Annotated in this window: 26 protein-coding genes; 14 read left to right on the top strand and 12 right to left on the bottom strand. The window is 69.1% G+C overall.

Going from position 1 to position 26,986, the window contains the following annotated elements; all coding sequences use genetic code 11:
- Positions 1-13: 13 nt before the first annotated feature.
- Together D7006_RS09255 and chpT are read right to left on the bottom strand one after the other, a co-directional pair.
- Entirely contained in the window at positions 14-469 is a 456-nt protein-coding gene (locus D7006_RS09255) for a hypothetical protein (RefSeq protein ID WP_237356376.1), read from the bottom strand.
- A 22-nt stretch (positions 470-491) separates the two neighbouring features.
- A complete protein-coding gene (chpT, locus tag D7006_RS09250) occupies positions 492-1,145 on the bottom strand; it encodes a histidine phosphotransferase ChpT (RefSeq protein WP_169121241.1) in 654 nt (217 codons plus the stop codon).
- Between the two features lie 193 nt (positions 1,146-1,338).
- Between chpT and cysQ the strand changes: the two genes are divergently transcribed.
- The 4 genes from cysQ (at position 1,339) to D7006_RS09230 (ending at position 4,920) form a co-directional block, all read left to right on the top strand.
- Positions 1,339-2,181: a 3'(2'),5'-bisphosphate nucleotidase CysQ gene (cysQ, locus tag D7006_RS09245; protein ID WP_237356375.1), complete on the top strand. Its 843-nt coding sequence runs from the start codon at positions 1,339-1,341 to the stop codon at positions 2,179-2,181.
- 177 nt (positions 2,182-2,358) lie between these two features.
- Complete coding sequence (locus tag D7006_RS09240) at positions 2,359-2,991, top strand: DUF1134 domain-containing protein (RefSeq protein WP_371745074.1); 633 nt, start codon at positions 2,359-2,361, stop codon at positions 2,989-2,991.
- A gap of 144 nt (positions 2,992-3,135) precedes the next feature.
- Positions 3,136-4,461, top strand: a complete 1,326-nt coding sequence (locus D7006_RS09235; RefSeq protein WP_237356374.1) for a hypothetical protein — start codon at positions 3,136-3,138, stop codon at positions 4,459-4,461.
- A gap of 48 nt (positions 4,462-4,509) precedes the next feature.
- Positions 4,510-4,920 (top strand): DUF1801 domain-containing protein, encoded by a 411-nt coding sequence (locus D7006_RS09230; RefSeq protein ID WP_237356373.1) that lies wholly within the window; start codon positions 4,510-4,512, stop codon positions 4,918-4,920.
- A gap of 4 nt (positions 4,921-4,924) precedes the next feature.
- Here D7006_RS09230 and D7006_RS09225 read toward each other — a convergent pair whose 3' ends face one another.
- Together D7006_RS09225 and D7006_RS09220 are read right to left on the bottom strand one after the other, a co-directional pair.
- On the bottom strand, positions 4,925-5,530 hold the full coding sequence (locus tag D7006_RS09225) for a DUF2865 domain-containing protein (RefSeq protein ID WP_237356372.1): 606 nt from the start codon (positions 5,528-5,530) through the stop codon (positions 4,925-4,927).
- A gap of 459 nt (positions 5,531-5,989) precedes the next feature.
- Positions 5,990-6,151, bottom strand: coding sequence for a hypothetical protein (locus D7006_RS09220; RefSeq protein ID WP_169121246.1), 162 nt, complete (start codon positions 6,149-6,151; stop codon positions 5,990-5,992).
- Positions 6,152-6,425: 274 nt separating this feature from the next.
- On the opposite strand from D7006_RS09220, the gene D7006_RS09215 reads away from it, so the two are divergent.
- The 6 genes from D7006_RS09215 to D7006_RS09190 all read left to right on the top strand — a co-directional run bounded on the left by D7006_RS09215 (position 6,426) and on the right by D7006_RS09190 (position 13,690).
- Entirely contained in the window at positions 6,426-7,355 is a 930-nt protein-coding gene (locus D7006_RS09215) for a LysR family transcriptional regulator (protein WP_168456480.1), read from the top strand.
- Positions 7,356-7,627: 272 nt separating this feature from the next.
- Entirely contained in the window at positions 7,628-8,122 is a 495-nt protein-coding gene (locus D7006_RS09210; protein WP_237356371.1) for a formate dehydrogenase subunit gamma, read from the top strand.
- On the top strand, positions 8,122-9,684 hold the full coding sequence (locus tag D7006_RS09205; protein ID WP_237356370.1) for an NADH-quinone oxidoreductase subunit NuoF: 1,563 nt from the start codon (positions 8,122-8,124) through the stop codon (positions 9,682-9,684). Before D7006_RS09210 ends, D7006_RS09205 begins: the two co-directional genes overlap by 1 nt.
- Positions 9,685-9,702: 18 nt before the next feature.
- Entirely contained in the window at positions 9,703-12,534 is a 2,832-nt protein-coding gene (gene fdhF, locus D7006_RS09200; protein WP_237356369.1) for a formate dehydrogenase subunit alpha, read from the top strand.
- A gap of 69 nt (positions 12,535-12,603) precedes the next feature.
- Positions 12,604-13,470 (top strand): formate dehydrogenase accessory sulfurtransferase FdhD, encoded by an 867-nt coding sequence (gene fdhD / locus D7006_RS09195; RefSeq protein ID WP_237356368.1) that lies wholly within the window; start codon positions 12,604-12,606, stop codon positions 13,468-13,470.
- Positions 13,460-13,690: a formate dehydrogenase subunit delta gene (locus tag D7006_RS09190; RefSeq protein ID WP_024279615.1), complete on the top strand. Its 231-nt coding sequence runs from the start codon at positions 13,460-13,462 to the stop codon at positions 13,688-13,690. The genes fdhD and D7006_RS09190 overlap by 11 nt, the downstream gene beginning before the upstream one ends.
- Positions 13,691-13,728: 38 nt before the next feature.
- Here D7006_RS09190 and D7006_RS09185 read toward each other — a convergent pair whose 3' ends face one another.
- From D7006_RS09185 to D7006_RS09160, 6 genes are all read right to left on the bottom strand, one after another.
- A complete protein-coding gene (locus tag D7006_RS09185; protein WP_237356367.1) occupies positions 13,729-14,724 on the bottom strand; it encodes a cation diffusion facilitator family transporter in 996 nt (331 codons plus the stop codon).
- Between the two features lie 82 nt (positions 14,725-14,806).
- Entirely contained in the window at positions 14,807-15,580 is a 774-nt protein-coding gene (gene pcaD, locus D7006_RS09180; protein WP_237356366.1) for a 3-oxoadipate enol-lactonase, read from the bottom strand.
- A gap of 95 nt (positions 15,581-15,675) precedes the next feature.
- Positions 15,676-16,062, bottom strand: a complete 387-nt coding sequence (locus tag D7006_RS09175) for a DUF3126 family protein (protein ID WP_229643817.1) — start codon at positions 16,060-16,062, stop codon at positions 15,676-15,678.
- A gap of 68 nt (positions 16,063-16,130) precedes the next feature.
- The gene (gene cysE / locus D7006_RS09170) at positions 16,131-17,015 is read right to left on the bottom strand and encodes a serine O-acetyltransferase (RefSeq protein WP_210257553.1); all 885 of its coding nucleotides are present in this window, start codon (positions 17,013-17,015) and stop codon (positions 16,131-16,133) included.
- Between the two features lie 78 nt (positions 17,016-17,093).
- The gene (locus tag D7006_RS09165) at positions 17,094-17,846 is read right to left on the bottom strand and encodes an alpha/beta fold hydrolase (protein WP_237356365.1); all 753 of its coding nucleotides are present in this window, start codon (positions 17,844-17,846) and stop codon (positions 17,094-17,096) included.
- Positions 17,774-19,183: a hypothetical protein gene (locus tag D7006_RS09160; RefSeq protein WP_237356364.1), complete on the bottom strand. Its 1,410-nt coding sequence runs from the start codon at positions 19,181-19,183 to the stop codon at positions 17,774-17,776. The genes D7006_RS09165 and D7006_RS09160 overlap by 73 nt, the downstream gene beginning before the upstream one ends.
- Positions 19,184-19,379: 196 nt before the next feature.
- Between D7006_RS09160 and D7006_RS09155 the strand changes: the two genes are divergently transcribed.
- The 3 genes from D7006_RS09155 (at position 19,380) to D7006_RS09145 (ending at position 23,261) form a co-directional block, all read left to right on the top strand.
- The gene (locus D7006_RS09155) at positions 19,380-21,212 is read left to right on the top strand and encodes a type I secretion system permease/ATPase (RefSeq protein WP_237356363.1); all 1,833 of its coding nucleotides are present in this window, start codon (positions 19,380-19,382) and stop codon (positions 21,210-21,212) included.
- A 7-nt stretch (positions 21,213-21,219) separates the two neighbouring features.
- Complete coding sequence (locus D7006_RS09150) at positions 21,220-22,563, top strand: HlyD family type I secretion periplasmic adaptor subunit (protein WP_237356362.1); 1,344 nt, start codon at positions 21,220-21,222, stop codon at positions 22,561-22,563.
- 62 nt (positions 22,564-22,625) lie between these two features.
- Positions 22,626-23,261 carry a glutathione S-transferase family protein gene (locus D7006_RS09145; protein WP_237356361.1) on the top strand — a complete coding sequence of 212 codons (636 nt, stop codon included), beginning with the start codon at positions 22,626-22,628 and terminating at the stop codon, positions 23,259-23,261.
- 22 nt (positions 23,262-23,283) lie between these two features.
- Here D7006_RS09145 and D7006_RS09140 read toward each other — a convergent pair whose 3' ends face one another.
- The gene (locus D7006_RS09140; protein WP_169121258.1) at positions 23,284-24,033 is read right to left on the bottom strand and encodes a sulfite exporter TauE/SafE family protein; all 750 of its coding nucleotides are present in this window, start codon (positions 24,031-24,033) and stop codon (positions 23,284-23,286) included.
- Positions 24,034-24,170: 137 nt separating this feature from the next.
- Positions 24,171-24,878 (bottom strand): aspartate/glutamate racemase family protein, encoded by a 708-nt coding sequence (locus D7006_RS09135; RefSeq protein WP_237356360.1) that lies wholly within the window; start codon positions 24,876-24,878, stop codon positions 24,171-24,173.
- Positions 24,879-25,130: 252 nt separating this feature from the next.
- Between D7006_RS09135 and D7006_RS09130 the strand changes: the two genes are divergently transcribed.
- Complete coding sequence (locus tag D7006_RS09130) at positions 25,131-26,825, top strand: ABC transporter substrate-binding protein (protein ID WP_237356359.1); 1,695 nt, start codon at positions 25,131-25,133, stop codon at positions 26,823-26,825.
- Positions 26,826-26,986: the final 161 nt, after the last annotated feature.

Genomic DNA, 26,986 nt, shown 5'->3' with positions numbered 1-26,986 from the left:
GGCGCCGTGGCCTTCAGGCCCGGTTTCTAGGCGGCGGCAGCTGGACTTCCGGCCCTCCAGCGGGCCAATCGCCCGCGGTGGCGAAGCCAAGACGCACGCCGACGCCGAGCGGCGCGACGGCCGGGACAAGCTCCAGCGCGACCCAATGACAGGCCATCAGGCAGCCAGTGCCGAAGCAGCAAGACGCGCCGGATGGCACGGAGGCACCACCCGCATGGCCAAGGTGCGTCGTCGCGACCGGCCGCGCGGGTCGATGCGATGAGGCGTGCTGCTCGGACGAAACGGAGGCCGCTAGGCTCGCCGCCACGGCGGCGGTCACCTCGTCAGGGCCCGCCTTGGCCGGCGTGCCCTGCGCAGCTTCGTGATGACAGCCGACATTGGCGAACACCGCACCGCTGGTCGCACCCGCCAGCCCCAGCGCGCCGCAGAGCAGCGCGACAAGCAGGAGAAGTCGGGCGGTCAGGCTCATGGAGCCACGTCCTTGGGTACGATCAGGCGGCGGTCAGGGTAACCGTATCGCCGTCCTGGGTGAAGCCGATCGAAAGGCTGCAGTCGCGGGCGAGAAGCCCGGCATAGAAAGGCTGGACGGAATGGGCGTCGAGCCCACCCTCGGGAAGGGTGCCCTTGGCCAGCGCCTCGATGCCCTGCGGGATGCGGGCGCTCTGGCCGGTGGAGACGAGGGCAAACGTCACGTCGTCCCCCTCCCCCGCCCCGGTGACGCGGATGACGCCGCCGCGCGGCACGGTGGTGCCGGCCAGCAGGACGAGGTTGAGCAGCAGCTTCACCCGGTTCTTGGGCAGCAGCACGCGCGGCAGCGTCCATTCCAGCGACGTGCGCTGATCCTCAATCACGCCGCGCACCACCTGCTCCGCATCGCCCGTGTCGAGGCGGGCGCCGGCCGAGCCCGCCGCGCCGAAGGCGAGACGGGTGAACTGGAGGCGGGCCGAGGCCTGCCGAGCGCTCTTGGCGATGAGGTCGAGGGCGACGTCGCGCATGTCGGCGGCGTTCTCGTCCTCCAGCACCTCGAGGCCATTCACGATGGCGCCCACCGGGCTGATGACGTCGTGGCAGACCCGCGAGCACAGGAGCGCGCCGAGATCGAGCGCGGAAACGGCGAGCGGAATGCGGGGGGCGTCGGCGGACATGACGTTTCCCGGGCGGCGACGGAGACGGCGCCGGGCACCGCATGCGTCTCGAATGACGAATCCGTCTCAAGGGACGGCCGGCCCTGATACACCGCCGCCGGGAAGGGCCACAAGCCGCGCGAGCCTCCCGCCGCATCGACACGGGGTCCCCACCCGTCTAGAGACGGCCGGAACGAGCCCATCGAGACCCATCATGACCCAGCGCCCTCCCCGCTCCCCCGCGCCCACCGATGCTGCCATCCTCGCGGGGCTGGCCGAGGCGGCGCTTGAGGCTGGCGTTGCCATCCGGCGCATCGAGGCGGAGGGCATCGATCCCAGCCACAAGGCGGACCTCAGCCCGGTGACGGCGGCCGACCATGCGGCGGAAGCGATCATCTGCGCCGCGCTGGCCCGCATCCTGCCCGGCGTTCCGGTGGTAGCGGAGGAGGCCATGGCGCTGGGGGCGCAGGTGAACTGCGGCAACCGTTTCGTGCTGGTCGACCCCCTCGACGGCACCAAGGAGTTCATCTCCGGCAATGGCGAATACACGGTGAACATCGCTCTGGTGGAGGACGGCACGCCGGTGCTCGGCATCGTCTATGCCCCGGCGCGGGCGCTGCTGTTCGCCGGCCGGCCCGGCGCCGCCTTCCGCGCCATCCGCGCGCCCGGCGCGGCGGTGGATGCGCAGGACTGGACGCCCATCGCCTGCCGCGCCGTCCCCGAAGGGCCGATCGTCGTCGCGGCCAGCCGCTCCCACGGCGACCCCGCCACGGACGCGCTGATCGGCCGCTATGACGTGGCAGAACGCATCCCGGCCGGTTCGGCCCTCAAGTTCGGCCTGCTCGCCGAGGGCAAGGTGGACCTTTATCCCCGCCTCGGGACAGTGATGGAGTGGGACAGCGCCGCCGGCCATGCCCTCGTCGCCGCAGCGGGCGGCAGCGTCACCCGCCCGGACGGCAGCCCGCTGACCTACGGCCACGCCGAAACCGGCTACAAGGTGCACGGTTTTATTGCCTGGGGCGCCGGCGGCCCGGCCCGCGCGAGCACCGCCGATTAACGCTGCGATAATACGCGATCACCATGGTGATTGTGATGCAACGGCTCGGGACAAGCGACGGCACGCCTTTGCGCGGTCACACTGGTCGCCATAATCGACCCGATTCGTCCCGCTGCTTGCGAATTTCACCGCCCGCCCGCTGAAGCCCTCCGGCCGAAGCCCACCGCGAGAGACCCCATGCGCTTTGCTTCCGTGCGCTTCTCTTCTGTCCGCTTCCCCCGGAGCCTCCTGAAGACCGCCCGCGCGCTGGCGGTCGCCGTGGGCCTCGTCTCGGGCCTGCCGGTTGCCGCCGGGCTTGCCCCGGCCGCCGCACAGGGCCAGACGCCGCAGAACTATTCAACCAACGAACTGGTGAGCAAGGGTCACTCCTTCTTCGGCAGCGTCTCCCGCGGGCTGGCGCTGTCCATCGAGAAGGCGGTGGGCCAGTGGGGCCAGCCCAACGGCTACATCCTCGGCCAGGAAGGCGCCGGCGCCTTCATCGGCGGCCTGCGCTACGGCGAGGGCGTGCTCTATACCCGCAACGCCGGCGACCTGAAGGTCTACTGGCAGGGTCCATCGGTGGGCTGGGACTTCGGCGGAGACGGCGCCCGCACCATGATCCTCGTCTACAATCTCAAGAGCGTAGACGACATCTTCCGCCGCTTCGGCGGCATCTCCGGCTCGGCCTATCTCGTCGCGGGATTCGGCATGACCGCTTTGGGCGCCGACGGGATCGTGGTCGTTCCGATCCGCTCTGGCGTGGGCGTGCGCCTCGGTGCCAATCTCGGCTACCTCAAGTTCACCCCCAATCCCACCTGGAACCCCTTCTGATCGCATTGGGGGCCTGACGGCGCTGGCACGCGCGCGCGGGCCATGGCATGAATGAGGCTGGCGCCCGTCCGCAACGGCGGGCGGAAGGCTCGGTCGCAGGGCGGCTTCGCCGATGTGGCCTCTAGGCAAAGGGCGAGTGCGCGCGTGATCGAGCAGATCATGTACTTCATGCTGGGCGTGCTGATCGCAACGCTCGTGGCTCTGCTCGTGCTGCCCGCCGTCTGGCACCGGGCCGTCCGGCTCACCACCAAAAGGGTCGAGGCGGCCGTGCCCATCTCCATCTTCGAGGTGCAGGCCGACAAGGACCAGCAGCGCGCCTTCTTCGCCCTCAACCAGCGGCGGCTGGAGCTGCAATCCGACGCCATGCGCGACACCATCGTCGCCAATGCCGCCACCATCGAGACCCAGCGCCAGCGCACTTTCGAGCTGGAAGGGGAGCTGAAGACCCTCCAGGCGCAGCACGCCTTGCTGCAGGCCACCAGCGCCGAGCGCGACGTGCTGCTGGGCGAAACCCAGGACCAGCTCGCCGACCGCACTTCCACCGTTGCCCGCCTCGAAGAGGCGCTGGCCGACCGCACCGCGGCCCTCGCCGCGCTGGAAGCCGCCCACGGGACCCTCACCGGCGATGCCCGCGCCCAGGCCGAGGCCCTGAAGGCCCGCGAGGAGGCGCTGTCCTCCGCCCGCGCCCGCATCACTGGACTCGAAGCGGACGTGGCGAGCCTGAGCGCCCGCCTTGCCGACACCACCCGCCGGCTCGAAGAGACCACCGCCACGCTGGAAGCCGAGCGTGCGGCTACCCTCGAGGCCCGCGCCATCGCCGCGCAGGCCGCCACCGAGCTTTCGACTGATCTCACGGAAACGCAGGAAGCCCTCGCCCTGAAGGCGGCCGAGAGCGAGGTGCGGGCTCAAACCATCGCCGCGCTGGAGGCCGAGCGCGACCGGCTCGCCCAGACCCTCGCCACGGCGGAGGCCGACCTCGACGCCAACCGCTCCGTCGTCCACGCCTTCGAACAGCGCCGCGCCAGCGAGTTCGTCGCGGCCGAAGCCGAGAACCGGCGGCTTGAGGATGCCCTGCGCATGCTCAAGGCCGACCATGCCCTCATGGAAGAGGCCGTGCAGCGCCGCCGGGACGACGGCAGCGCGGCGCCTGTCCCGCTGGCGAGCGAAATCGCTCCTGCCGACGGCGCCGGCAACGCGATCCTGCGCGAAAGCATGACCGACCTCGCGGCCCGCCTCGCCGCCCTCACGGCTCGGCTGGAGGGCAATGGCTCCCCCATCCGCCAAGCCGTGGCGGACGGCGGAGGAGGAGACCTTGCCGCGCGCATCCGCGCCCTGCTTGATCAAACCGACGGCAGCGCCGAAGAAGAGGCATCCACCGGCGACGCTCCGGCGACCGAAGCCAGTGCCGTTCCGTCCGATGGCACCGTCCGTCGCAGTCGCAAGTCGGCGCGCAGCCGGGCGGCCGTCTGAATCATCCGGTCGGACGCGCGCCGCCTCTCGGACAGCCGAGGAGGTTGCATGAGCGACCCTGATTCCCCTGCGGCCCGCATCGACGCGAAGATTGCGGGACTGGCAGACTGGCGCGGCGCCGTACTGGCCCGCGTGCGCGCGCTGATCCACGAGGCCGATCCGCAGGTGACCGAGGTGGTGAAGTGGGTGAAGCCCACCAATCCGTCCGGCGTGCCCACATGGGAACATGCCGGCATCCTCTGCACCGGTGAGGTCTACAAGACCTATGTGAAGCTCACCTTCACCCACGGCGCGGCGCTGGATGACCCGAGCGGGCTCTTCAATGCCGGCCTCGGCGGCGGCACCCGCCGGGCCATCGACATTCATGAAGGGGAGGACGTGGAGGCCGGCGCCTTCAAGACGCTGATACAGGCTGCCGTCGCCCTCAACGTCGCCCGGCAGGCATCGAAGCGCAGGTAGCGCCCTATCGCGAGGCCACCGTGAGCTCGTCGAGGCGCGCCCGCATGGAGCGCGGCAGCTCGGGGAAACGGGACGGCTCGACGAAGTCCGCCGTGCGATAAGGCGGCCCCTTGGTCTTGCCGGTGAAGACGCGGCTACCCTCTCTGGTCATCACCACATCGCCACGCTTGAGCGTAGGATCTTCCATGACGTCCACATGGGTGAGGCCGCCGACCTTGCCGTTGCAGGTGCAGCCCTCCACCAGCCGCTGGCGGTAGACATAGGCATTGGGCAGTTCCGAATAGGGCTTGCCCTCGCGAGTGACAGCCCCGTCGATGCCGCGCGCGGGATCCGAGGTGCTGACCACCGTCATCTTCGCCGCCGGACAGAAGGCGGCGCACTGGGCGATATCGCTCTTCTCCACCCCAGCGCGGCCGGGAAGCGGGAAATAGCGGCCATCACAGGTGCGCACGCAGAAGCCGTGCCCGCCGCCGCTGTAGCTCGGCGCCACGTCGAGCGGTCGCGGGGTGACGAGGATGCGGGGCTGTTCGCTGGACCGGTAGGACGGGCGCCCGCCGAACAAGGCCGAGAAGAAGTCCGTGAGGGGCGACCCGCTGTGTGACGGGAACATTCCGCGCGACTGCGCTTTGGCCTCGCCGCCAAGGGGCGCAAGTGCAAGGGCGAGGCCCAGGGCGAGGGCCGCGATCAGGGCCAGCAGCCCATCATCCCTGCCACGTCCCGATGGCGGCTCGCCCTCGCCAAGCTTTGGGGCCTGCCGCGCACCTTGCTCCGATCGTTCTGCCATTTTCCACCCCATCCCAAGCGTCTCGGCGCGTCGTAGGCCACGCGCTGTCTCAAGGCTGGCGCTGGCGAAAAGCCCGCTCAGGCTTAAGACGCATGCGTCGACCCAATCGTTCCCGCCGGGCGTTCGATGCCGGTCAGGGCAGCAGACATCCGGGCCGAAGGCGCTGGCATCGAATTTGGCGCGGTTCGCCGCGCGTCATGCCCCGGGGCATGGGGCTCAAGACGAGCACTATCGCCAGGAAGCCGGGCCGTGCAAGCCACAGCCAAGCTTGATGACGATAGGATGTCAGGCGAAGGCGGATACGCTGCGAACAGGCGGCCTGGGCGTTTCGGACGGGCGCTCCTGCGGCTGCGTCAGGAAGGCAAGGGTGGGCGTCGCCACCAGCAGGGTGGCGAACAGCATCACGACCACGGAAATCAGAACAGACCCATTGGCTACGCGGGGCATCTCGGGACTCCCTCTCCCCGAACTCGGCTGATGGTCCGCCGCACCATCGCCATCCCTAATATAACCTTAATTCATGGTGGACGGTTCCTGTGCTTAAGGTCACGTTCGCGAGAGGAGGGGTTGTGCGACTCAGCGGATGCACCTTCCGCCTACCACCGCCGCCGGCAGCGATGTTTCCCATTTCGCGCCGTGGCAGTGGATGACATTCGCCAGCGCTGCGGTGCGGCAACGAAGCCGCCTTGCGCGCCACCGCCCGGCGCACTGATATGGCGGCATGATAGACAAGCTCGAATACCTGATCGCTCTTGCCCGTGAACGTCATTTCGGCCGGGCCGCCGAAGCCTGCGGCGTCACCCAGCCCACCCTCTCCGCCGGCATCAAGCAGCTGGAGGACACGCTGGGGGTGCTCCTGGTGCAGCGCGGCTCCCGCTTCATGGGCTTCACCCCTGAGGGCGAGCGGACGCTGGAATGGGCGCGGCGGATCGTGGCCGATTCCCGCGCCATGCGGCAGGACATCGACGCGCTGAAGCGCGGCCTCGCCGGCCCCCTGCGCATCGCCGCTATTCCCACCGCCTTGCCCATGGTGGCGGCGCTGACGACCCCGTTCCGCGCCCGCCATCCGGACGTGCGCTTCACGGTGATCTCGCGCACCTCCATCGAGATCCTGAACCACCTCGAAAATCTGGAGATCGACGCCGGCCTCACCTATCTCGACAACGAGCCCCTCGGCCGCGTGAACACCGTGCCGCTTTATCGCGAGCGTTACCGCCTCGTCACCGCCGCCGACGCCAAGTATGGCGACCGGGAGAGCGTGACGTGGGCGGAAGTGGCCGAGTTGCAGCTCGCCTTGCTCACCCCGGACATGCAGAACCGGCGCATCGTGGACAATCTCCTCGCAGCCGCCGGCGCCAGCCACAAGCCGACGCTCGAATCCAACTCGATGATCGTGCTGTTCACCCATGTTCGCACCGGCCTGTGGTCCAGCGTGATGCCGGCCATGCTCGCGGATTCGCTTGGGCTGACTTCGACGGTGCGGTCGATTCCGATTCTGGAGCCGGACATTTCCCACTCCATCGGCCTCGTGGTGCCCCATCGGGAGCCGACCACGCCCATCACGGCAGCTCTCGTCGCTGAAGCCCGGCGCATCGCGCCGAAGCTCGAACAGGCCACGCTGACCGATCCTGCAATTGCTGCAATGCAATAAAACGGAGCGGCCAAAGCCGCTCCCAAAACCGTGTTCGCATAGAAAAACACGATCAATATACCAAGAACCATCCCAGACTGACCGGAATGACGCAGGCCAGCGCCTTGATTCCCGGTTCCGGGCCGTCTCGAACGGGTGCGGCTTGATAGAGATGTTCTATCGCAACATCCCACAGCTGCCTTGATCGAGAGGCTGCATGTGACACACTTTCCCCCAAGCAACACGAAGCAGCGGCAACGCGGCCTCGGTCAGTTGGGGAAAGTGAGACGTCCATGGCGGTCTATGAGGATTGGAGCACCGAGCGCGCAGCGCAGGTGATCGCAGAGCACAAGCATCTGGACGGCGCCACCATGCCGATCCTGCACGCCATGCAGGAGACGTTCGGGTTCGTGCCCGATCCCGTGGTGCCGATGATCGCGGAGACGCTCAATCTCTCCCGCGCCGAGGTCTATGGCGTCCTCACCTTCTATCACGACTTCCGCCGCGAGCCCCCGGGCCGCACCGTGGTGAAGCTCTGCGCCGCCGAGGCGTGCCAGTCCATGGGCAGCACCGCCCTCACCGCCTATGCGGAAGAGAAGCTGGGCGTCTCCATGGGCGAGACCTCGGCCGACGGCCGCGTGACGCTTGAGCCCATCTACTGCCTCGGCCTGTGCGCCTGCGCCCCCTCCGCTCTGGTGGACGGGCAACTGGTCGGCCGCCTCGACCGCGCGACGGTGGACGAAATCGCCGAATGCGTCGCCGCCGGCAAGCACTTCGGAGAGGTGTGATGAAGTCCCCCCGCATCTTCGTTCCCAACGACGCCACCGCCATCGCCTGCGGCGCAGACCGCGTCGCCAAGCGGCTTGAGGCCGGCCTTCTCGCCCGCGGCATCACCGCCGACATCACCCGCAACGGCTCGCGCGGCATGTTCTGGCTGGAGCCGCTGGTGGAGATCGAGACCGAGCGCGGCCGCATCGGCTACGGCCCGGTCACGCCCGCCGACGTGGACGAGCTTCTGCACGCCGGCTTCCTCACCGGCGCCGACCATCCCAAGTGCATCGGCGTGGTGGATGAGCTGCCCTGGCTGAAGAAGCAGACGCGCCTCACCTTCGCCCGCATCGGCATCATCGATCCGCTCTCCCTCACCGAGTACGAGGCGCACGGCGGCTATCGCGGCCTGAAGCGGGCCATCGACCTGGGCCCCGCCGCCACGGTGGAAGAGGTGGTGGACAGCGGCCTGCGCGGTCGCGGCGGCGCCGGCTTCCCGACCGGCATCAAGTGGCGCACGGTCGCCGCTGCCCCGGCCGACCAGAAGTACATCGTCTGCAACGCCGACGAGGGCGACTCGGGCACCTTCGCCGACCGCCTCATCATGGAGGCGGACCCCTACTGCCTCATCGAGGGCATGACCATCGCCGGCCTCGCCGTGGGCGCGACGAAGGGCTTCGTCTATTGCCGCTCGGAATATCCCCTCGCCTTCGTGGTGATGGAGAAGGCCATCGAGAAGGCCCGCATGGCGGGGCTGCTCGGCGACAACATTCTCGGCTCCGGCGTCTCCTTCGACATGGAAATGCGCATGGGCGCCGGAGCCTATGTGTGCGGCGAGGAAACCTCGCTGCTGGAGAGCCTGGAAGGCAAGCGCGGCCTCGTCCGGGCCAAGCCGCCGCTGCCGGCGCATGTGGGCCTGTTCGGCAAGCCCACGGTCATCAACAACCTCGTCTCGCTCGCCACCGTGCCGATCATCCTCGACAAGGGCGGCAAGTTCTATCGCGACTTCGGCATGGGCCGCTCGCGCGGCACCATGCCCATCCAGCTCGCCGGCAACATCAAGCATGGCGGCCTGTTCGAAACAGCGTTCGGCATCTCGCTGGGCGAGCTGGTCAATGAGATCGGCGGCGGCACCGCCTCCGGCCGTCCGGTGAAGGCGGTTCAGGCGGGCGGGCCGCTGGGCGCCTACCTGCCGGTGCACCAGTTCGACACGCCGTTCGACTACGAGGCCTTCGCGGCCAAGGACGCGCTCATCGGCCATGGCGGCATCGTGGTGTTCGACGACACGGTGGACATGGCCCACATGGCCAAGTTCGCCATGGAGTTCTGCGCCCACGAGAGCTGCGGCAAGTGCACGCCCTGCCGCATCGGCTCCACCCGTGGCGTCGAGACCATCGACAAGATCGTCGCCGGCGAGAAGCGCGAGCAGAACCTCGCGCTGCTGGAAGACCTCTGTCACACCATGAAGCTCGGCTCGCTCTGCGCGCTCGGCGGCTTCACGCCCTACCCCGTCGTCAGCGCCCTCACCCATTTCCCGGAAGACTTCGGCGCCACGCCGAAGCTCCCGGTCGCGGCCGAATGACCGTAAAGGAACGCCCCCATGTCGCTCGTCCATGAAATCGACTACGGCACGCCGGCTTCCAAGTCGGAGAAGCTGGTCACGCTCACCATCGACGGCATGACCGTGCAGGTGCCGGAAGGCACCTCCATCATGCGCGCCGCGATGGAGGTGGGGAACCAGATCCCCAAGCTCTGCGCCACCGACATGCTCGACGCCTTCGGCTCCTGCCGCCTGTGCCTCGTCGAGATCGAGGGCCGCAACGGCACGCCCGCCTCCTGTACCACGCCGGTGGCTGATGGCATCGTGGTGAAGACCCAGACCGAGCGGCTCAAGAAGATCCGCAAGGGGGTGATGGAGCTGTACATCTCCGACCACCCGCTGGACTGCCTGACCTGCTCCGCCAACGGCGACTGCGAGCTGCAGGACATGGCCGGCGTCGTGGGCCTGCGCGACGTGCGCTACGGCTATCAGGGCGAGAACCACACGAAGCTCGGGAAGGACGAGTCCAACCCCTACTTCACCTATGAAAAGTCGAAGTGCATCGTCTGCAATCGCTGCGTCCGCGCCTGCGAGGAAGTGCAGGGCACGTTCGCGCTGACCATCTCCGGCCGTGGCTTCGACAGCCGCGTCTCGCCCGGCATGGACGAGAGCTTCCTCTCCTCGGAGTGCGTCTCCTGCGGCGCCTGCGTGCAATCCTGCCCGACCGCGACGCTGAACGAGAAGGCCATGTACAATATCGGCACCCCCGAGCATTCGGTGGTGACGACCTGCGCCTATTGCGGCGTCGGCTGCACCTTCAAGGCGGAGATGCGCGGCGACGAGCTGGTGCGCATGGTGCCCTACAAGGACGGCAAGGCGAACCGCGGCCATTCCTGCGTGAAGGGCCGCTTCGCCTATGGCTATGCCGTCCACCAGGACCGCATCCTGAAGCCCATGATCCGCTCCTCCATCCACGAGCCGTGGAAGGAAGTGAGCTATGAGGAGGCGATCCAATACGCCGCCTCCGAGTTCAAGCGCATCCAGGAGAAGTACGGCAAGCGTTCGGTGGGTGGCATCACCTCCTCGCGCTGCACCAACGAGGAGACCTACCTCGTCCAGAAGCTGATCCGCGGCGGCTTCGGCAACAACAACGTGGACACCTGCGCCCGCGTCTGCCACTCGCCTACCGGCTACGGCCTGTCCGTGACCTATGGCACCTCGGCCGGCACGCAGGACTTCGACAGCATCGAAGAGTCCGACGTGGTGCTCATCATCGGCGCCAACCCGACCGACGGCCACCCGGTGTTCGGCTCGCGCCTCAAGAAGCGGCTGCGCCAGGGCGCCAAGCTCATCGTGGTCGATCCGCGCCGCACCGACGTGGTGCGCTCGCCCCACATCGAGGCGGCCTACCACCTGCCGCTGCGCCCCGGCACCAACGTGGCGATCGTGACGGCGCTCGCCCACGTCATCGTAACCGAAGGGCTGGTGAACGAGCAGTTCGTGCGCGAACGCTGCGACTGGGAGGAGTTCCAGGAATGGGCCGCCTTCGTCGCCGAGGAGCGCCACTCCCCCGAGGCGGTGGAGAAGTACACCGGTGTTCCCGCTGATGCGGTGCGCGGCGCGGCCCGGCTCTATGCCACCGGCGGCAACGGCGCGATCTATTACGGCCTGGGCGTGACCGAGCACTCGCAGGGCTCGACCACCGTCATCGCCATCGCCAACCTCGCCATGGCCACCGGCAATATCGGCCGCAACGGCGTGGGCGTGAACCCGCTGCGCGGCCAGAACAACGTGCAGGGCTCGTGCGACATGGGCTCGTTCCCGCACGAGCTGCCGGGCTACCGCCATATCTCGGACGACGCCACCCGCGCCGCGTTCGAGGCCCTGTGGGGCGTCGGGCTCGACGACGAGCCGGGCCTGCGCATCCCGAACATGTTCGATGCGGCCGTGGAAGGCACCTACAAGGGCATGTACGTGCAGGGCGAGGACATCCTCCAGTCCGACCCCGACACCAAGCATGTCTCCGCCGGCCTCGCCGCGCTGGAGTGCCTGGTGGTGCAGGACCTGTTCCTGAACGAGACCGCCAACTACGCCCACGTCTTCCTGCCGGGCTGCTCCTTCCTCGAGAAGGACGGCACCTTCACCAATGCCGAGCGCCGCATCCAGCGCATCCGCAAGGTGATGGCGCCGAAGAACGGCTATGCGGACTGGGAAGTCACCCAGATGCTGTCCAACGCCCTCGGCTTCCCCATGAACTACAGCCATCCCGGCGAGATCATGGACGAGATCGCGGCGCTGACCCCCTCGTTCGCCGGCGTGAACTACAAGCTGCTCGACGAGATGGGCTCGGTGCAGTGGCCCTGCAACGAGAAGGCGCCGGAAGGCACCCCCATCATGCACATCGGCGGCTTCGTGCGCGGCAAGGGCAAGTTCATGCTCACCGAGTACGTGCCCACCGACGAGAAGACCGGGCCGCGCTTCCCGCTGCTGCTCACCACCGGCCGCATCCTCAGCCAGTACAACGTGGGCGCCCAGACCCGGCGCACGGAGAACGTGGTCTGGCACGCCGAGGATGTGCTGGAGATCCATGCCCACGACGCCGAGGTCCGCGGCATCCGCGACGGCGACTTCGTGAAGCTGGACAGCCGCGCCGGCTCCACCTCGCTGCGCGCCGTGATCTCCGATCGTGTCGCGCCCGGCGTGGTCTACACCACCTTCCATCACCCGGTGACTCAGGCCAACGTGGTGACCACCGACTATTCGGACTGGGCGACCAACTGCCCCGAATACAAGGTGACGGCGGTGCAGGTCTCGCCCTCCAACGGCCCGACCCAGTGGCAGGAGGAATACGAGAACCTCAGCCGCACCAGCCGCCGCATCGCGGCGGAGTGAGGGCCGGGGGCTTCGCCCCCTGCTCCCCCCTTCCGGGTGCCCTCAGGTGTTCCCATCTGAATGGACGAGATGACCGACGAGCCTGCCTGCCCCCTGCCTGCCGACCTCCCCGCGCCCCCTCCGGCGCGGCGGGTGGAGCGCGTGCAGCTGCGGGACGGGCAGGTCTCTTCCGGCACCCGGGCGGTGCCGGAGGAAGTGCCGGTCGCCCTCACCTTCAACGGCACCACCCATGCGGTGATGATGGCGAGCCCCACCGACATCGCCGCCTTCGCGCTGGGGTTCGCCCTCACCGAGGGCATCGTCGCGGCGAAGGAGGAGATCCTCTCCCGCGATGTGATCGTCGTCGATGAGGGCATCGAGGCGCGCATGTGGATCGCCGAGGAGAAGATGAAGCATCTCTCCGCCCGGCGCCGCGCGCTCGCCGGCCCCACCGGCTGCGGCCTGTGCGGCGTGGAGAGCCTTGCCGAGGCGGTGAAGCCCGCCGCCCATGTCACCGCGACGTCCGTCTTCGCGCCGGATGTGGTGCTGGGCGCCATGGCCACGCTCGGCCCGCTTCAGGCGCTGAACCGCGAAACCCGCGCGGTGCACGCCGCAGCCTATTTCGAACCCGGCCGGGGCATCCTCGCTCTGGCGGAGGACGTGGGCCGCCACAATGCCCTGGACAAGCTCGTCGGCATGGCCGCCGACGCCGGCTTCGACACCGCGCGCGGCCTGCTGCTGCTGACCAGCCGCGTCTCCATCGAGATGGTGCAGAAGGCGGCGGTGCTGGGCGTGGGCGTCATCGCCGCGGTATCCGCCCCCACCTCCCTCGCCATCCGGACGGCGGAGGCGGCGGGCATCACCCTTGCCGCCATCGTGCGCGATGACGGCTTCGAGATTTTCACCCATCCCGGGCGCATCGCGCCCGCTTCATCGGAACGGGACCATGTCGCATAACTCCACCGAGAAGCTGGTCTATATGGCCAACCAGATCGCCACCGCCTTCGCCGCGCAGAAGCACGAGGCGGCTGTGGAGGCGACGCGCACCCACATCAAGAAGTTCTGGGACCCGCGCATGCGCTCCAAGATCGCCGAGCACGTGGCGCACGGCGGCGAGGGCCTTCAGCCCATCGCCCGCGAGGCGCTGGAAGGGTTGCAGGCGCCAAAGGCGGCCTGATTTCGCCCGATCGCCCGCCGCATGCGGGCGATCGGCTTCTACACCACGTCCCTCGGCGCGAGGGCGCACTGCATGCGCCCTTCCTCCACCTGAAGCACCGGGTGGGCGATGCCAAAGCGGGCTTTCAGCTCCGCGCACGTCTCCGACAGGAAATCATCGTCCAGCGTCGCGCCGGGCCGCACCAGATGGGCGCTGAGCGCCACTGAGGTGGTGCTGAGTCCCCAGATGTGCAGGTCGTGTACCTCGCTCACGCCCGGCCGCGCGGCGAGATAGGCCTCCACCTCCGCGGCGTCGACGCCCGCAGGCACCATGTCCATGGCGAGGTTCACGCTGTCCCGCAGCAGCCCCCACGTGCCGGCGACGATGGCGACGGAGATGGCCAGCGACACCACTGGGTCGAGCCACAGCCAGCCGGTGAGCGCGATGACTGCGCCGGCGATCACCACGCCCAGCGAGATCGCGCCATCCGCCACCATGTGGACGAAGGCGCCCCGGACGTTCAGGTCGCCCTTGCGCCCCGCCATGAACAGCAGTGCCGTGCCGATGTTCACGCCGACGCCCACCAGCGCCACAACCATCACGATTCCGGTCTGGATCGGCGCGGGATCGGCGATCCGGCCGAAGGCTTCCAGGATGATGCCACCGGTGGCGACCAGCAGCAGCATCGCATTGGCGAGCGCGGCGAGGATGGACGAGCGGCCATAGCCGTAGGTGCGTTTGGGCGTCGGCGCCCGGCGCGACAGCCACGCAGCACCCCAGGCGAGCAGCAGGCCGAGCACGTCGGAGAGATTGTGTCCCGCATCCGCCAGCAGGGCGAGCGAGCCGGACATGAAGCCGAACCCCGCCTCGATGACGACGAAGCCGAGGTTCAGCCCGGCGCCGATGGCGAAGGCCCGCAGCGAATCCGGCGGAGCGTGGGAATGGCCGTGCCCGCCAGGACCGTGCGAATGGCCGGCGTGGTCGTGGTGGTGGTCTTGGTCGTGGCTATCGTGGTCGTCGTGATCGTGGCCGTGACCGCTCTGAAGGGATGCCATGCCGCGCCTCCACGCATTCGCGCGGCATCTTCCACAAGCGCCGGGCGATGTCACGCCCGGCCGGCGCGGCGCGAGCGCGCGCCTAGCCGAGGAAGGCCGAGACGGTCCGCACAAACGCCTCCGGCTGCTCCATGGCGGAGAGGTGCCCGCCCGGCAGGCGCGCCAGCTTCGCGCCGGGGATGGCGGCGGCGATGGCCTCGCCCCAGGCCGGCGGCGTCGAGCGGTCGCCGTCGGAGACGATGACCAAAGTCTGGGTGGCGATGCGCGCCACGTCGGTGCGGAAATCCATGTCGCGCATGGCGGCGCTGGTGCCCATGTAGCCGGAGGGTCTGGTGCCCGTCACCATCGCCCGCACCTCCGCCACCCGCGCCGGACGCTGTGCCTTCAACTCGGGCGTGAACCAGCTGTCGATGACAGAATCGGCAATCGGACCCGTGCCATCCTTGCGCACTGCCTTGATGCGGTGATCCCAGAAGCGCGTCGGGCCGGCGTGGGCGGTGGTGTTGGAGAGGATGAGGCGGGTGAGGCGCTGCGGCGCGTTCAGCGCCAGCCACTGGCCCACCATGCCGCCGAGCGACAGGCCGCAGAAATCGGCAGTGGCGAGATGGAGCCGGTCCATGATGGCCAGCACGTCGCGGCCGAGGTCGCCCATGGAATAGACCTGGTCGGGCGCCGCGCTCTCGCCATGGCCGCGGGCGTCGTAGCGGACGAGGCGGCGGCCCGCGAACAACGGCACCACCTCGTCCCACATGCCGAGTGTGCAGCCGAGGGAATGGGAGAGAATGAGCGGCGGCGCGCCCTCCGGACCCGTCACCTCCACCCTGAACCGCTCCCCGGAGACCTCCAGCAGCGCCACGGCGCCCTCCCCTCTGGATTCAATATGCCAGAGGTGTAGCGCGTTCAGGCGAAGGCGCAAGCACGGGATGGGCGGCCGTGGCTACCGCGATGCGATCACTCGAGGTCGGTCTCGAAGATGGCCATGCGGAAGTTCTGCACGACCTTCCCCTTTTCCTCGTCCTTGGTGAGGGTGCCGATGGAATCCTCGCCGAGATAGACCTCGGCCGTGTCCTTCGACTTGGCGAAGGCGACCACCTTGAACTTCGGGTTGCCGAACTTGGTCCGCAGGTAGCTGGGAGCGTCCTTATCCAGAACCGGCATGCGGAAATGATAGGAAAGCTCGCCGTCCTCCTCGTCCTTGTCCAGAGTGCCGATGGCTTCCTCGCCGAGGAACACCTCGGCGCTGCCCTTCGGCTTCGCGCGGGCCGCCACGTTGATCTGCGGATTGTTGAAAAGGGTCCGCATATAACGCTGCACCTGCTCGATCTCGGTCTTGTCCAAGGGGTATCCTCCTGAGAGCGGAAGGCCGCCTTATGGCCGCCATCGGGCGTGCGTTCAAGCCGGCGGGGTCAGATGTCCGCACCGGACCAGATGTTGTCCTCGAACATCTGGTCCATGGAGCGCGCGGGCTCGGCGCAGCCGGCCTCGCCCACCACCTTGGCCGGGATGCCGGCGACGGTCGAATTGCGCGGCACGGGCTTCAGCACCACCGAACCGGCGGCGACGCGGGCGCAGCGGCCGACCTCGATGTTGCCCAGCACCTTGGCGCCGGCGCCGATGAGCACGCCGCGGCGGATCTTGGGATGGCGGTCGCCGCTCTCCTTGCCGGTGCCGCCCAGCGTCACGCCCTGGAGGATGGAGACGTCATCCTCGATCACCGCCGTCGCGCCGATGACGATGCCGGTGGCATGGTCGAAGAACACGCCTCGGCCCATGGGCACCTGCGGATGGATGTCCACGGCGAAGACGGATGAGGCGCGGCTCTGGAGGTAGAGCGCGAAATCCTTGTGCCCGTTGCCCCACAGGGAGTGCGCGAGCCGGTGCGACTGGATGGCGTGGAAGCCCTTGAAATAGAGCACCGGTTCCAGGGTGCGGTCGGCGGCGGGGTCGCGGTCCACCACCGCCATCACGTCGGCACGCAGGGCCTGGGAAATGTCCTTGTCGCGGGCCACCGCATCGAGCCAGGCGGCGCGGATGGCCGAGCCCGGCAGGTCGGTGTCGCCCAGGCGGGCGGCGATGCGCTCGCCGATCACGGCTTCGAGGCTGGGCTGGCCGAGGATGGCGCTGGTGAAGAAGCCGGCAAGCAGCGGCTCGCGCTCGGCGGCCTCCTCGGCCTCGTTGCGCAGGCGCGCCCACACGGGGTCCACCACATCGTGCCAGCGCTCGGTGCCAAGGCGCGTCACGCGCGGCACGGCAAGCTCCGGCATCTGGGAAACCATCGGCACTTGCGGCATCTCTGCCTCCTCGGGGATCAAACTTGCCCCTGTTCTAGCACATGCTGCGGCAAGGCGAGAGGCTCCCGCCGGCCGGCGTCAGGGCCGGGACTTCAGGAAGTCGAGAGCGCCCTGCTTGAACACCTTGTCGCCCACGGCGGGATTGTGGTCGCGGTTGGGGATATCGAGCTGGGTGCCGTCCGGCAGCAGCGCCACCAGCGGCGCGGCGGCGCCGGCCACCGCATCGCGGGTGCCGATGGCGACCATCACCGGCTGGAAGATGCGCCCCACCTCCTCCCGCGACAGCACCTGCCGCGAGCCGCGGATGCAGGCGGCCAGCGCCCTCAGGTCCGCCTTGTTGGCATCGGCGAAGGCGCGGAACATGCGGCCCATGGGGTCCGTGACGTCGTCGAGGCTCGGCGCCTCCAGCGCGTCCGCCACCGTCTGCGGCAGGCCCGCGCCTTCCACGAGATGGATGCCGAGGCCGCCGAAGATGGCCGAGCGCACCGCATGGGGAAAATGCAGTGCCATTTGGGCAGCGACCCGCGCGCCCATGGAGTAGCCGATCACATCCGCCCGATCGAGACCGAGATGCCGCAGCAGCCGGTGGGCGTCCTCTGCCATCACGCGGGTGTCGTACAGCGCGGGATCATAGAGCTTCTCGGATTCCCCATGGCCGCGATGGTCGAAGGCGATGACGCGGTAGCCCGCCTCGGTGAGCGTCTTGGTCCAGGAGGGGCCGACCCAGTTGATCTCCTTGGTGGAGGCGAAGCCGTGGATCAGGAGGACCGGCTCGCCGGCGCCCTGATCGAGATAGGCGATATCGACACCGTCGGAGGAGAAATGGGGCATGAGGAACCTTCGCGGGGAACGGCGAGCGGGAATGTGTCGCGCCGCTCGGGCGCGCGGGCCGGGAAACTAGAAGGTCCCTCCCCGCCTGCCAACTCCCCACCCGTCTCGCCGTCCCGCGCCAGCGCCCGCACCGCCTCGGTGGCGGCGAGCACGTCGCGGGTGGCCTCGGCGATGACATCGGCGGCGGCAACAGCGGGAACCGCGATCTCCGCCACGGGCGCAACGGTCGGCGCGCGCCGCACGAAGAGCGTTCCGCGTGGCATCGCGCCGGACGCCGCGTGCCGGCGCCCCCGCCGCCGCTTGTGCCGCCACGTCCGGCGGGCGCAGGCCACGCAGAAGGAATTGAAGCTCGATACCAGCGCGAAGAGATAGAAGACGGCGAGGAAGCCCCACCAGATGAGGTGGAACAACAGGCTGGTGATGGCGATGGCGCCGCGCCCCAGCGTCTTCAGGATGGCGAGCGTCTGGGCGCCCTTGGCGTCGGCGAGGCGGGCGACGCGGGAGAGGTCACGTCCGCCCTCGGCCACCTTCAGGCCTTCCAGCGCGGCGCGGGTGCCGGCCTTCGCCTCGATGCGGGCGGTGTCATCCAGCATTCGGGTGAGTGTGGCGAGGCGATCGGTGCGCACGACGCTTTTCACCGCCGCCCCGTCCACCGCCGTCGAGCCCGAGAGGAGGCGGCGCAGGGCGACGAAATCCACGCTTTCGCGGGCGGCCCGGGTGAAGGCGCGCAGCAGGCCGGCGGAGAGGCGGCCAGTGCGCTTGGCCACCTTCACCAGCGAGATGCCCATGCGCACCGGCAGGCTCGCGCCCACGGTGGCGTAAGTTCCCGCGGTGACGGCGATGCCGACCGCGGACAGGCCGAGGATGAGCTGATCCGGCTCCTCGCCACGGGCCATCTTGAGGCCTTCGCGGCCGGCGTCGCGGATGTCGCCCCACACCATCAGGTCACTCGCCGCCGCCCCCGCAAGGCCGGCGAGATCATTGGGCTGGCCGGTGACGAAGCCCATGCCGAACGACTTGGCGGAATGCAGCGCCTGCGCCGCCCCGCCGTTGGCCGCCTCCACCTGCTTGCGCAGTTCCGGGGGAACGGCGAGGTGCCGGGCATCGGCCAAGGCCAGATAGGAGGTGGCGAGGGCCGTATCGTCCTCCGCCAGCGCCGCCGCGATGGCACGCGCGGCGTCTTCCCCGGTGAAGTCCCGGAGGCCGAGATCGGCAAGGGCGGCGGGATCGTCGCGGGCAGCGAGGAGCTTCGCGCTCTCCTTCGCCACGGGCACGAGCCAGGGCGCCGCGCCGAGCAGCGAGATGAAGACGACGAGGAAGGCGAAGATGCGGGCCATGGTCTTTCCGTGCCGTCATCTTCGCACCGCATTGTGGCAAAGTCGAAGACGCCCACCTGCCGCAAGGACACGGCAGATTGCCGCCGCGCCGTGTCGCTGCGCGGCTTCCGCCGGCCGCTTCGCCCGCATACAAGGGAGGAGCGCCGTCGCGCGCGAGACGAGCACAGGCCCGAAGCCGGGCCGGAGACGCTGGGGCATGAGCGTTACGGGATCGAGAGAACCAGCCGCCGCGGGCGCACCGACGGCGCTGGACCATGCTCTGCGGACGATCCGGCCGGCCTTCGTCAGCGTCGTGGTGTTCAGCTTCTTCATCAACCTCCTCGGCCTCAACGCCTCCATCTACATGATGCAGGTCTATGACCGGGTCCTCGGCAGCCGCAGCATCGAGACGCTGGTGCTGCTCACCCTCATCACCGCCTTCCTCTATCTGGTGTGGGCGGCGCTGGAGGGACTGCGCTCCCGCCTGCTGGAGCGGGCGGGCATCGCCTTCGACACCAAGGTGGCGGCGGATGTGTTCGATGCCGTGCGCCGCATGGCGCTGCGCGCGCCGGGCAACGGACAGGCGCAGGCGCTGCGCGACCTCGACACCGTGCGCGATTTCTATGCCGGTGCCGGCCTCGCCGCTCTCTGCGACGTGCCGTGGGTGCCCATCTACATGATCTGCGCGACCCTGCTGCATCCCTATTACGGAGTGCTGGCGGTGGCGAGCTGCCTGTTCTCCGGCTTCCTCGCCGTGCTGAACAACCGCGCCACCCGCCAGAGCCTCGCCGAGGCGAGTCGCGCCGGCATCAAGGCCAATGCCCTCGCCACCGCCACCCTGCGCAATGCGGAAGTGCTGAAGGCCATGGGCATGTCCCAGGCGCTGCGCGCGCGCTGGAACGCCGCGCACGAGGACGCCATGGGCTGGCAGAGCCGGGCCGGCGACCGGGGGGCGCTTCTCATCGGCATCACCAAGTTCAATCGGGCGCTGGTGCAGAGCATCGTGCTCGGGCTCGGCGCGTGGCTCGCCATCCAGAAGCAGATCTCGCCCGGCATGATCATCGCCGGCTCCATCCTGGTCGGGCGCTGCATCCAGCCCATCGAGCAGGCGGTGAGCAACTGGAAATCGGTGGTGAACATGCGCACCGCCTATGGCCGCATCCAGCTGCTGCTGCGCGCCGCCCCTCCCCCGCCCGAGCGGCTGCGCCTGCCGGACCCCACGGGAACGGTGAGCGTGGAGAACCTGTTCGTGCGGGCGCCGGGCCGCGAGGTGGCGGTGCTGCGCCAGCTGTCCTTCCGCCTCGATGCCGGGAGCGTCCTCGGCGTCATCGGCCCGACGGCGGCCGGCAAGTCCACCCTCGCGCGGGCGCTGGTCGGCGTCTGGCCAGCCGCCTCCGGCGCAGTGCGGCTCGACGGATCGGACCTCGCCCATTGGGACGAGGAGCAGCTCGGCCGCCATGTCGGCTACCTGCCGCAGGACGTGGAGCTGTTCGCCGGCACCATCGCGGAGAATATCGCCCGCTTCACCGCGGCCGAGCCGGAGGCCGTGGTGGCGGCGGCGCAGCTCGCCGGCGTTCACGAGATGATCCAGCAGCTGCCGCAGGGCTACAACACCGAGATCGGCGACGGCGGCCTCGCCCTTTCGGGCGGACAGCGCCAGCGCATCGGCCTCGCCCGCGCGGTGTTCGGCCTGCCGGCGCTGATCGTGCTGGACGAACCCAATGCCAGCCTCGACCCCGCCGGTGAGGCCGCGCTCACCGAAGCGCTGAAGCAGTTGAAGGCGGCGCGCCGCACGGTTGTGCTCATCACCCACAGGCCGGCCGCCCTTGCCCAGTGCGATCTCGTGCTCGCGCTCAAGGATGGCGCCGCCCTCGCCTTCGGCCCGCGCGACGAGGTGATGAAGCGCGTCGCCCAGGGTTCGGCGCCCACACAGATGCCCCAGCCCGCAGCCTCTGCCGCGGGTGGCGCACCGACTGTTCGCGTCCGCAAATCCGTCGCCGGCCTCGGCGCCGCGCCGGCCTCGTCGGCCGGTCCGGCGAACCAACCGTGAGGCGGGCATGACCTCACCCGCTTTCCCCGACCGCCCCTTCGCCGGCGCCTCGCCCCGGCCGCCGTCGGGTTATCGCAGCGTCGCGCTGCTCGGCTATGCCCTGATCGCCGTCACCTTCCTTGGCTTCGGCGGGTGGGCGGCGATGGCCCGCGTCGACGGCGCCGTGGTCGCGCCGGGCGTGATCGGCGTCGAGAGCAAGCGGCAGGTGGTGCAGCATCTGGAAGGCGGTATCGTCGCCGCCATCCTGGTGCAGGAGGGGCAGACGGTGAGGCGGGACGAAACCCTGTTCCGGCTCGATCCCACCCAGTCGCGGGCCAATGACGAAGCCGCCCTCGCCCAGCGCCGGGCCGCCCTCGCCCTGGAAGCCCGCCTCGTCGCCGAGCGGGACGATGCTCCCGCCATCACCTTCCCGCCCGAGCTTCTGGAACTTGCCCGCGTGCCCGCCGTCCGGGAGGCCATGGCCGACCAGATCGCCCAGTTCCGCGATCGCCGCGCCGCCTTCCAGAGCCAGATCGACATCCTGAACGGACGCATCGTCCAGTTCGGCCATGAGCTGGAGGGACTTGCCCAGGAACGCGCCTCGGCCCGGCAGCAACTGGCCTTCGTCGAGGACGAACTGACCGCCGTTCGAGAGCTGGAGCGCAAGCACCTCGTCAACAAGTCGCGCGTCTCCTCGCTCGAGCGGGAAAAGGCGCGGCTGGACGGTCTCGTCGGCCGCAACATTGCCGACGAGGCCAAGGCGCGCGGCTCCATCGGCGAGCAGAAGATGCAGATCGTCCAGCTCACGCAGCAGCGGGCGGAGGATGTCGGCTCCCAGTTGCTCGACATCCGCGAGAAGCTGGCGGAGTTGAAGGAGAAAGTTCAGGTCACTCGCAGCGTGCTGGAGCGCATCGATATCCGCGCCCCCAGCGGCGGGATCGTGCAGAACATCAATCCGCGCATCTACACGGTGGGTGCCGTGGTGCGCCCCGGCGACACGCTGCTGGAGATCGTGCCCGTGGACGCGCCTTTGGTGGTGGAGGCGCGCGTGCCGGTGCAGGACATCGACCGGCTCGACCTCCATGAGGCGGTGGAAGTGCGCTTTCCCGCTTTCCATGGCCGCACAACGCCCATGGTGCTCGGCCATCTCGCGTCGGTCTCGCGCGATCGGCTGGTGGACGAGACCACCCACCAGCCCTATTTCCTCGCCCGCGTCGGCGTGGACGAGACGGACGTGCCGGCCGACCTGCGGAGCCGGCTCCAGCCGGGCATGGATGCGGAGGTCGCCTTCCATACCGGCTCCCGCACGGTGATGAGCTATCTGCTCCGCCCCCTCGCCGACGCCATGGCCCGCGCCTTCACCGAGCGCTGAAAGCTCGCGCCTGCCCGCGAACGGGGCTAGAAGCGCCGCGTCGCACAAGCGGAGGACAGCACATGCTGAAGGTCTGGGGCCGCATCAATTCCGTGAATGTGGAAAAGGTGATCTGGACCGCGCAGGAGCTCGGCCTTCCCTTCGAGCGGATCGAGGCGGGCGGCGCGTTCGGCGTGGTGGACACCCCGGACTTCCGCGCCATGAACCCGGTGGGCCGGGTGCCGGTGATAGAGGATGACGGCTTCGTGCTGTGGGAATCCAACGCCATCGTGCGCTATCTCGCCACCCGCCACGGGCTCGGCACGCTGATGCCCGCCGACCTCCAAGCGCAGGCCGAGGCCGGGCGCTGGATGGATTTCCAGCTCGGCACCGTCGCCGCCCCCCTGAGCGCGCTGACCTGGGGCATCGTGCGCACCGCGCCGGACAAGCGCGATCCGAAGGCCCTCGCGCCGGCCTTCGCCAGTCTCAGCGCGGCGGTGGCCATCGTGGAGGCGGCGCTCGCCGGCCGAAACTATCTGGTGGGCGAGAGCCTCACCGTCGCCGATATCCCCCTCGCCTGCTGCGCCCACCGCTGGTTCAACATGCCGCTGGAGGGCACCGGGCTGGAACGGCCGGACCTGCCCAACCTCTCCGCCTGGTACGTACGGCTGAAGGCGCGGCCGTCGGTCCAAGGGCTCATGCCGACGCCGCTGACCTGAGCGGACGCAACGGGGGGCGCGCTCAGAAGTGCGTCACCCCGTCATAGATCAGCTTCACGCCGACCACGGCGAGGATGGCATAGACGAGGCCGAAGAAGCGCTCAGGCGAGACCCGCCGCACCAGCCAGACGCCGGCCATGGTCGAGAGCACGGCGATGGGAATCAGCACGGCCGAGGTCGCCAGATTCTGGAACGAGACCTGACCCAGCGCGAGGAAGAACGGCAGCTTGACCCAGTTCACCACCGCGAAGAAGGCGGTGGCCGTCGCCGCGAACTGCTGCACGGGAAGCGGGCGCCGCAGCAGATAGATCATCAACGGCGGACCACCCGCATTGGCGATCATGCTGGTGAAGCCGGAAACGGCGCTCCACACCGCGGCGGCGATGGGACCGGACTCCCCCGGCGTCCGCTTCAGCCGCCGCGACAGGAAGGAGCGCCCCGCCTCCGCCACCGAGAGCACGCCGATGCCGAAGGCCACCGCAGCGTCGGACACCGAGGCCGCGAGGAGATAGCCCAGAACGATGCCGGCGATGGCGCCGGGAAGGGTGCGCAGCAGCTCCTTCCGGCTCCAGCGGCGCCAGTAGGCGTAGAGGCTCACCACGTCCTGGACGATCAGCACCGGCAGGATGATGGCGGCCGCCTGGATGGGCGACATCACCAGCGCCAGAATGGGCTGGCCCAGCACCGACAGGCCGGTGAAGCCGCCCTTGGAGAGGCCCACCACAATGGTGGCCGGCACAGCGGCGGCATAGAAGAGGGGATCAACGATCAAGGGGGAACTCGCTGCAGCAGCCGCCCCTCGCGCGGGAACGGGCGCCGGTCGCGCGCAGGCGCCGGCCCCCGCCTATAGCAGCCCGCCCGGCCCGGCACGACAGAAATCCCCTGCAAGGCCAAGCCCCAGTAAGCCTCTCAGCGCCTCTCCCTGCGGCAGGAGCCGAGCCGCGCGAGGGCCAGCGCCTGCTCGAAGCCGGCTTCGAGGGAATCGATGACGGGCAGGGGCGCGGCGACCTCGATCTCGGCCGCATAGCCGGCCAGGGCCGCTCCGCCGAGAATGAGCACGTCGGGCGCCTGCGCGGCGATGGTCTCCTCCACCACCCGCGCCACGGCCCACGTCTTGTCCGAGGAGCCGTCCGCATGGCGCGCGGACAGGCCGAGGGCGTCGCCGGGGACCATGGCGATGCCCGCGTAGCGCCCGTCCAGATGGGTGCGGCGCATCAGCTCGCGCAGCATGGCCGGCCATTCGCCGTGCGGCACCACGATGGAGAAGCGTTCGCCCAACTGGAGCGCGGTGAGGATGCTCGCCTCGGCCATGCCGGCAAATGGGAAGGCGAACGCGCCGCGCAGCGCCTCAAGCCCCGGCTCGCCGAAGCAGGCATAGAGGGCGGCATCGAACGGCGGGCGCCCTTCCTCCCGCTCCTTCGCCACGGCCGACGCCACCGCCTCCAGGGCCGCATGGCCCGCCACCGCCGCGGATTGGCGGGTGGTGACATAGGGCTCGCCGAACGTGGCCGTGACGCCGACAAGTTCGACGCCCGCGGGCGCGCGACGGCCCAGCGCCGCCACCATGCGATCGGTCACGGCTTTGCTGGTATTCGCGTTGAGAACCAGAATCTTCAAAGCGCCCTCCCCTGCCCGCCCCAAAGGAAGCACCCGCAGGCCGCGCTGAAAAGCGGCACGCACGCCGGCGAGGCCAAAATGCATGCGATGGACCGCTTCTGCCTAATAGGTGGGCACATGCGTAATTCGTTGATGATTTGACGACGAACTGTTGCAAGCATTCCGTAGCGGCACAAAGGATCGCGGCGGCTTCGACCGCATGGCACAGGGGTTGCTAGCCAGCATGGGCATCGCGCCGAAGAGGACTCGACGATGCTCAAGAAAGACCTGCGCAACAGCCCGGCCAGCCGCCTCCTGCGGACGGCCGCCTTTCTCGTGGCCACGGGGGGCGCCATCGCCGTCCCGGCCCTTCTGGTACCGGGCTTTGCCGCTGCTGAGACCACCCTGCGCATCGGCATGACGGCTGCCGACATTCCGCGCACCCTCGGCCAGCCCGACCAGGGCTTCGAGGGCAATCGCTTCACCGGCCTCACCATGTATGACGCGCTGGTGCTGTGGGATCTGTCCTCCGCCACCAAGCCCAGCGTCCTCGTTCCCGGCCTCGCCACCGAATGGAAGGTGGACGATCAGGACAAGACCAAGTGGGTCTTCAAGCTGCGCCCCGGCGTGACCTTCCATGATGGCTCGCCGTTCAACGCCGATGCCGTGGTGTGGAACGTGGACAAGGTGCTCAACAAGGAGGCACCCCAGTTCGATGCCAGCCAGGTGGGCGTCACCGCCTCGCGCATGCCCACCCTCGCATCGGCGAAGAAGATCGACGACCTGACGGTGGAGTTGACCACCAAGGAGCCGGACTCCTTCCTGCCCTACAACCTCACCAACCTGTTCATGGCGAGCCCCGCCCACTGGCAGAAGCTCTATGAGACGGCCGAGGGCGCCGACGCGAAGGCGAAGGCCGCCGCGGCCTGGACCATCTTCGCCCGCAGCGCCTCCGGCACCGGCCCGTGGAAGATGGCCGCCTTCGTGCCGCGCGAGCGGCTGGAGCTGGTGAAGAACCCCGTCTACTGGGACAAGGACCGCATCCCCAAGACCGACCGCATGGTGCTGCTGCCCATGCCCGAGGCCAACGCCCGCACCGCCGCCCTCCTCGCCGGCCAGGTGGACTGGATCGAGGCACCGGCGCCCGACGCCCTGCCCCAGCTGAAGTCCCGCGGCTTCAAGATCGAGGCGAACGAGCAGCCGCACGTCTGGCCCTGGCAGTTCTCCCGCATCGAGGGCTCGCCGTGGAACGACATCCGGGTGCGCAAGGCGGCGAACCTCTGCATCGACCGCGAGGGGATGAAGGAAGGCCTGCTCGGCGGCCTCATGGCCCCCGCCACCGGCACCGTGGAGCCCGGCCACCCCTGGCGCGGCAACCCCACCTTCCAGATCAAGTATGATGTGAAGGAAGGCCAGAAGCTGATGAAGGAGGCCGGCTTCGGCCCCGACAAGAAGCTGAAGGTGACAACGCAGACGTCGGCGTCCGGCTCGGGGCAGATGCTGCCCCTGCCCATGAACGAATACCTGCAGCAGGCGCTGGCCGAATGCTATTTCGACGTGAAGCTCGACGTGATCGAGTGGAACACGCTGTTCACCAACTGGCGCAAGGGCGCGAAGGACCCCTCCGCCAACGGCTCCAACGCGGTGAACATCACTTACGCCGCCATGGACCCCTTCTTCGCCATGGTGCGCTTCCTCCAGTCCGGCATGGCGCCGCCGGTGTCCAACAACTGGGGCTACATCAACAACCCGAAGTTCGACGAGCTGGTGAAGAAGGCGCGCAACTCCTTCGATCCCGCCGCGCGTGATGCGGCGCTCGCCGAGTTGCACGCGGCCTCGGTGGACGACGCGGCCTTCCTGTGGGTCGCCCACGATGTCGGCCCCCGCGCGCTGAGCCCGAAGATCAAGGGCTTCGTGCAGCCCAAGAGCTGGTTCGTGGACTTCTCGCCGGTGTCCATCAGCCAGTGAGGCGGTGGATCGCGGCGCAGCCGCGAGACAGATGAGGGGGCCGTCACCGGCCGGACGGTGTCGGGGGCCGAGAAGCCCTTCCCCCTCATCCCCGACCCCTCTCCCACAAGGGGAGAGGGGGGAGAACAGAAGCGACCCACGCGGGGCCCACCGGCCCCGCG

The organism is Xanthobacter sp. YC-JY1, assembly GCF_021730305.1.
Lineage (GTDB): Bacteria > Pseudomonadota > Alphaproteobacteria > Rhizobiales > Xanthobacteraceae > Xanthobacter > Xanthobacter flavus.
Note: the sequence above shows the minus strand (reverse complement) of the source record. Positions and strands in the feature narration are given on the sequence as shown.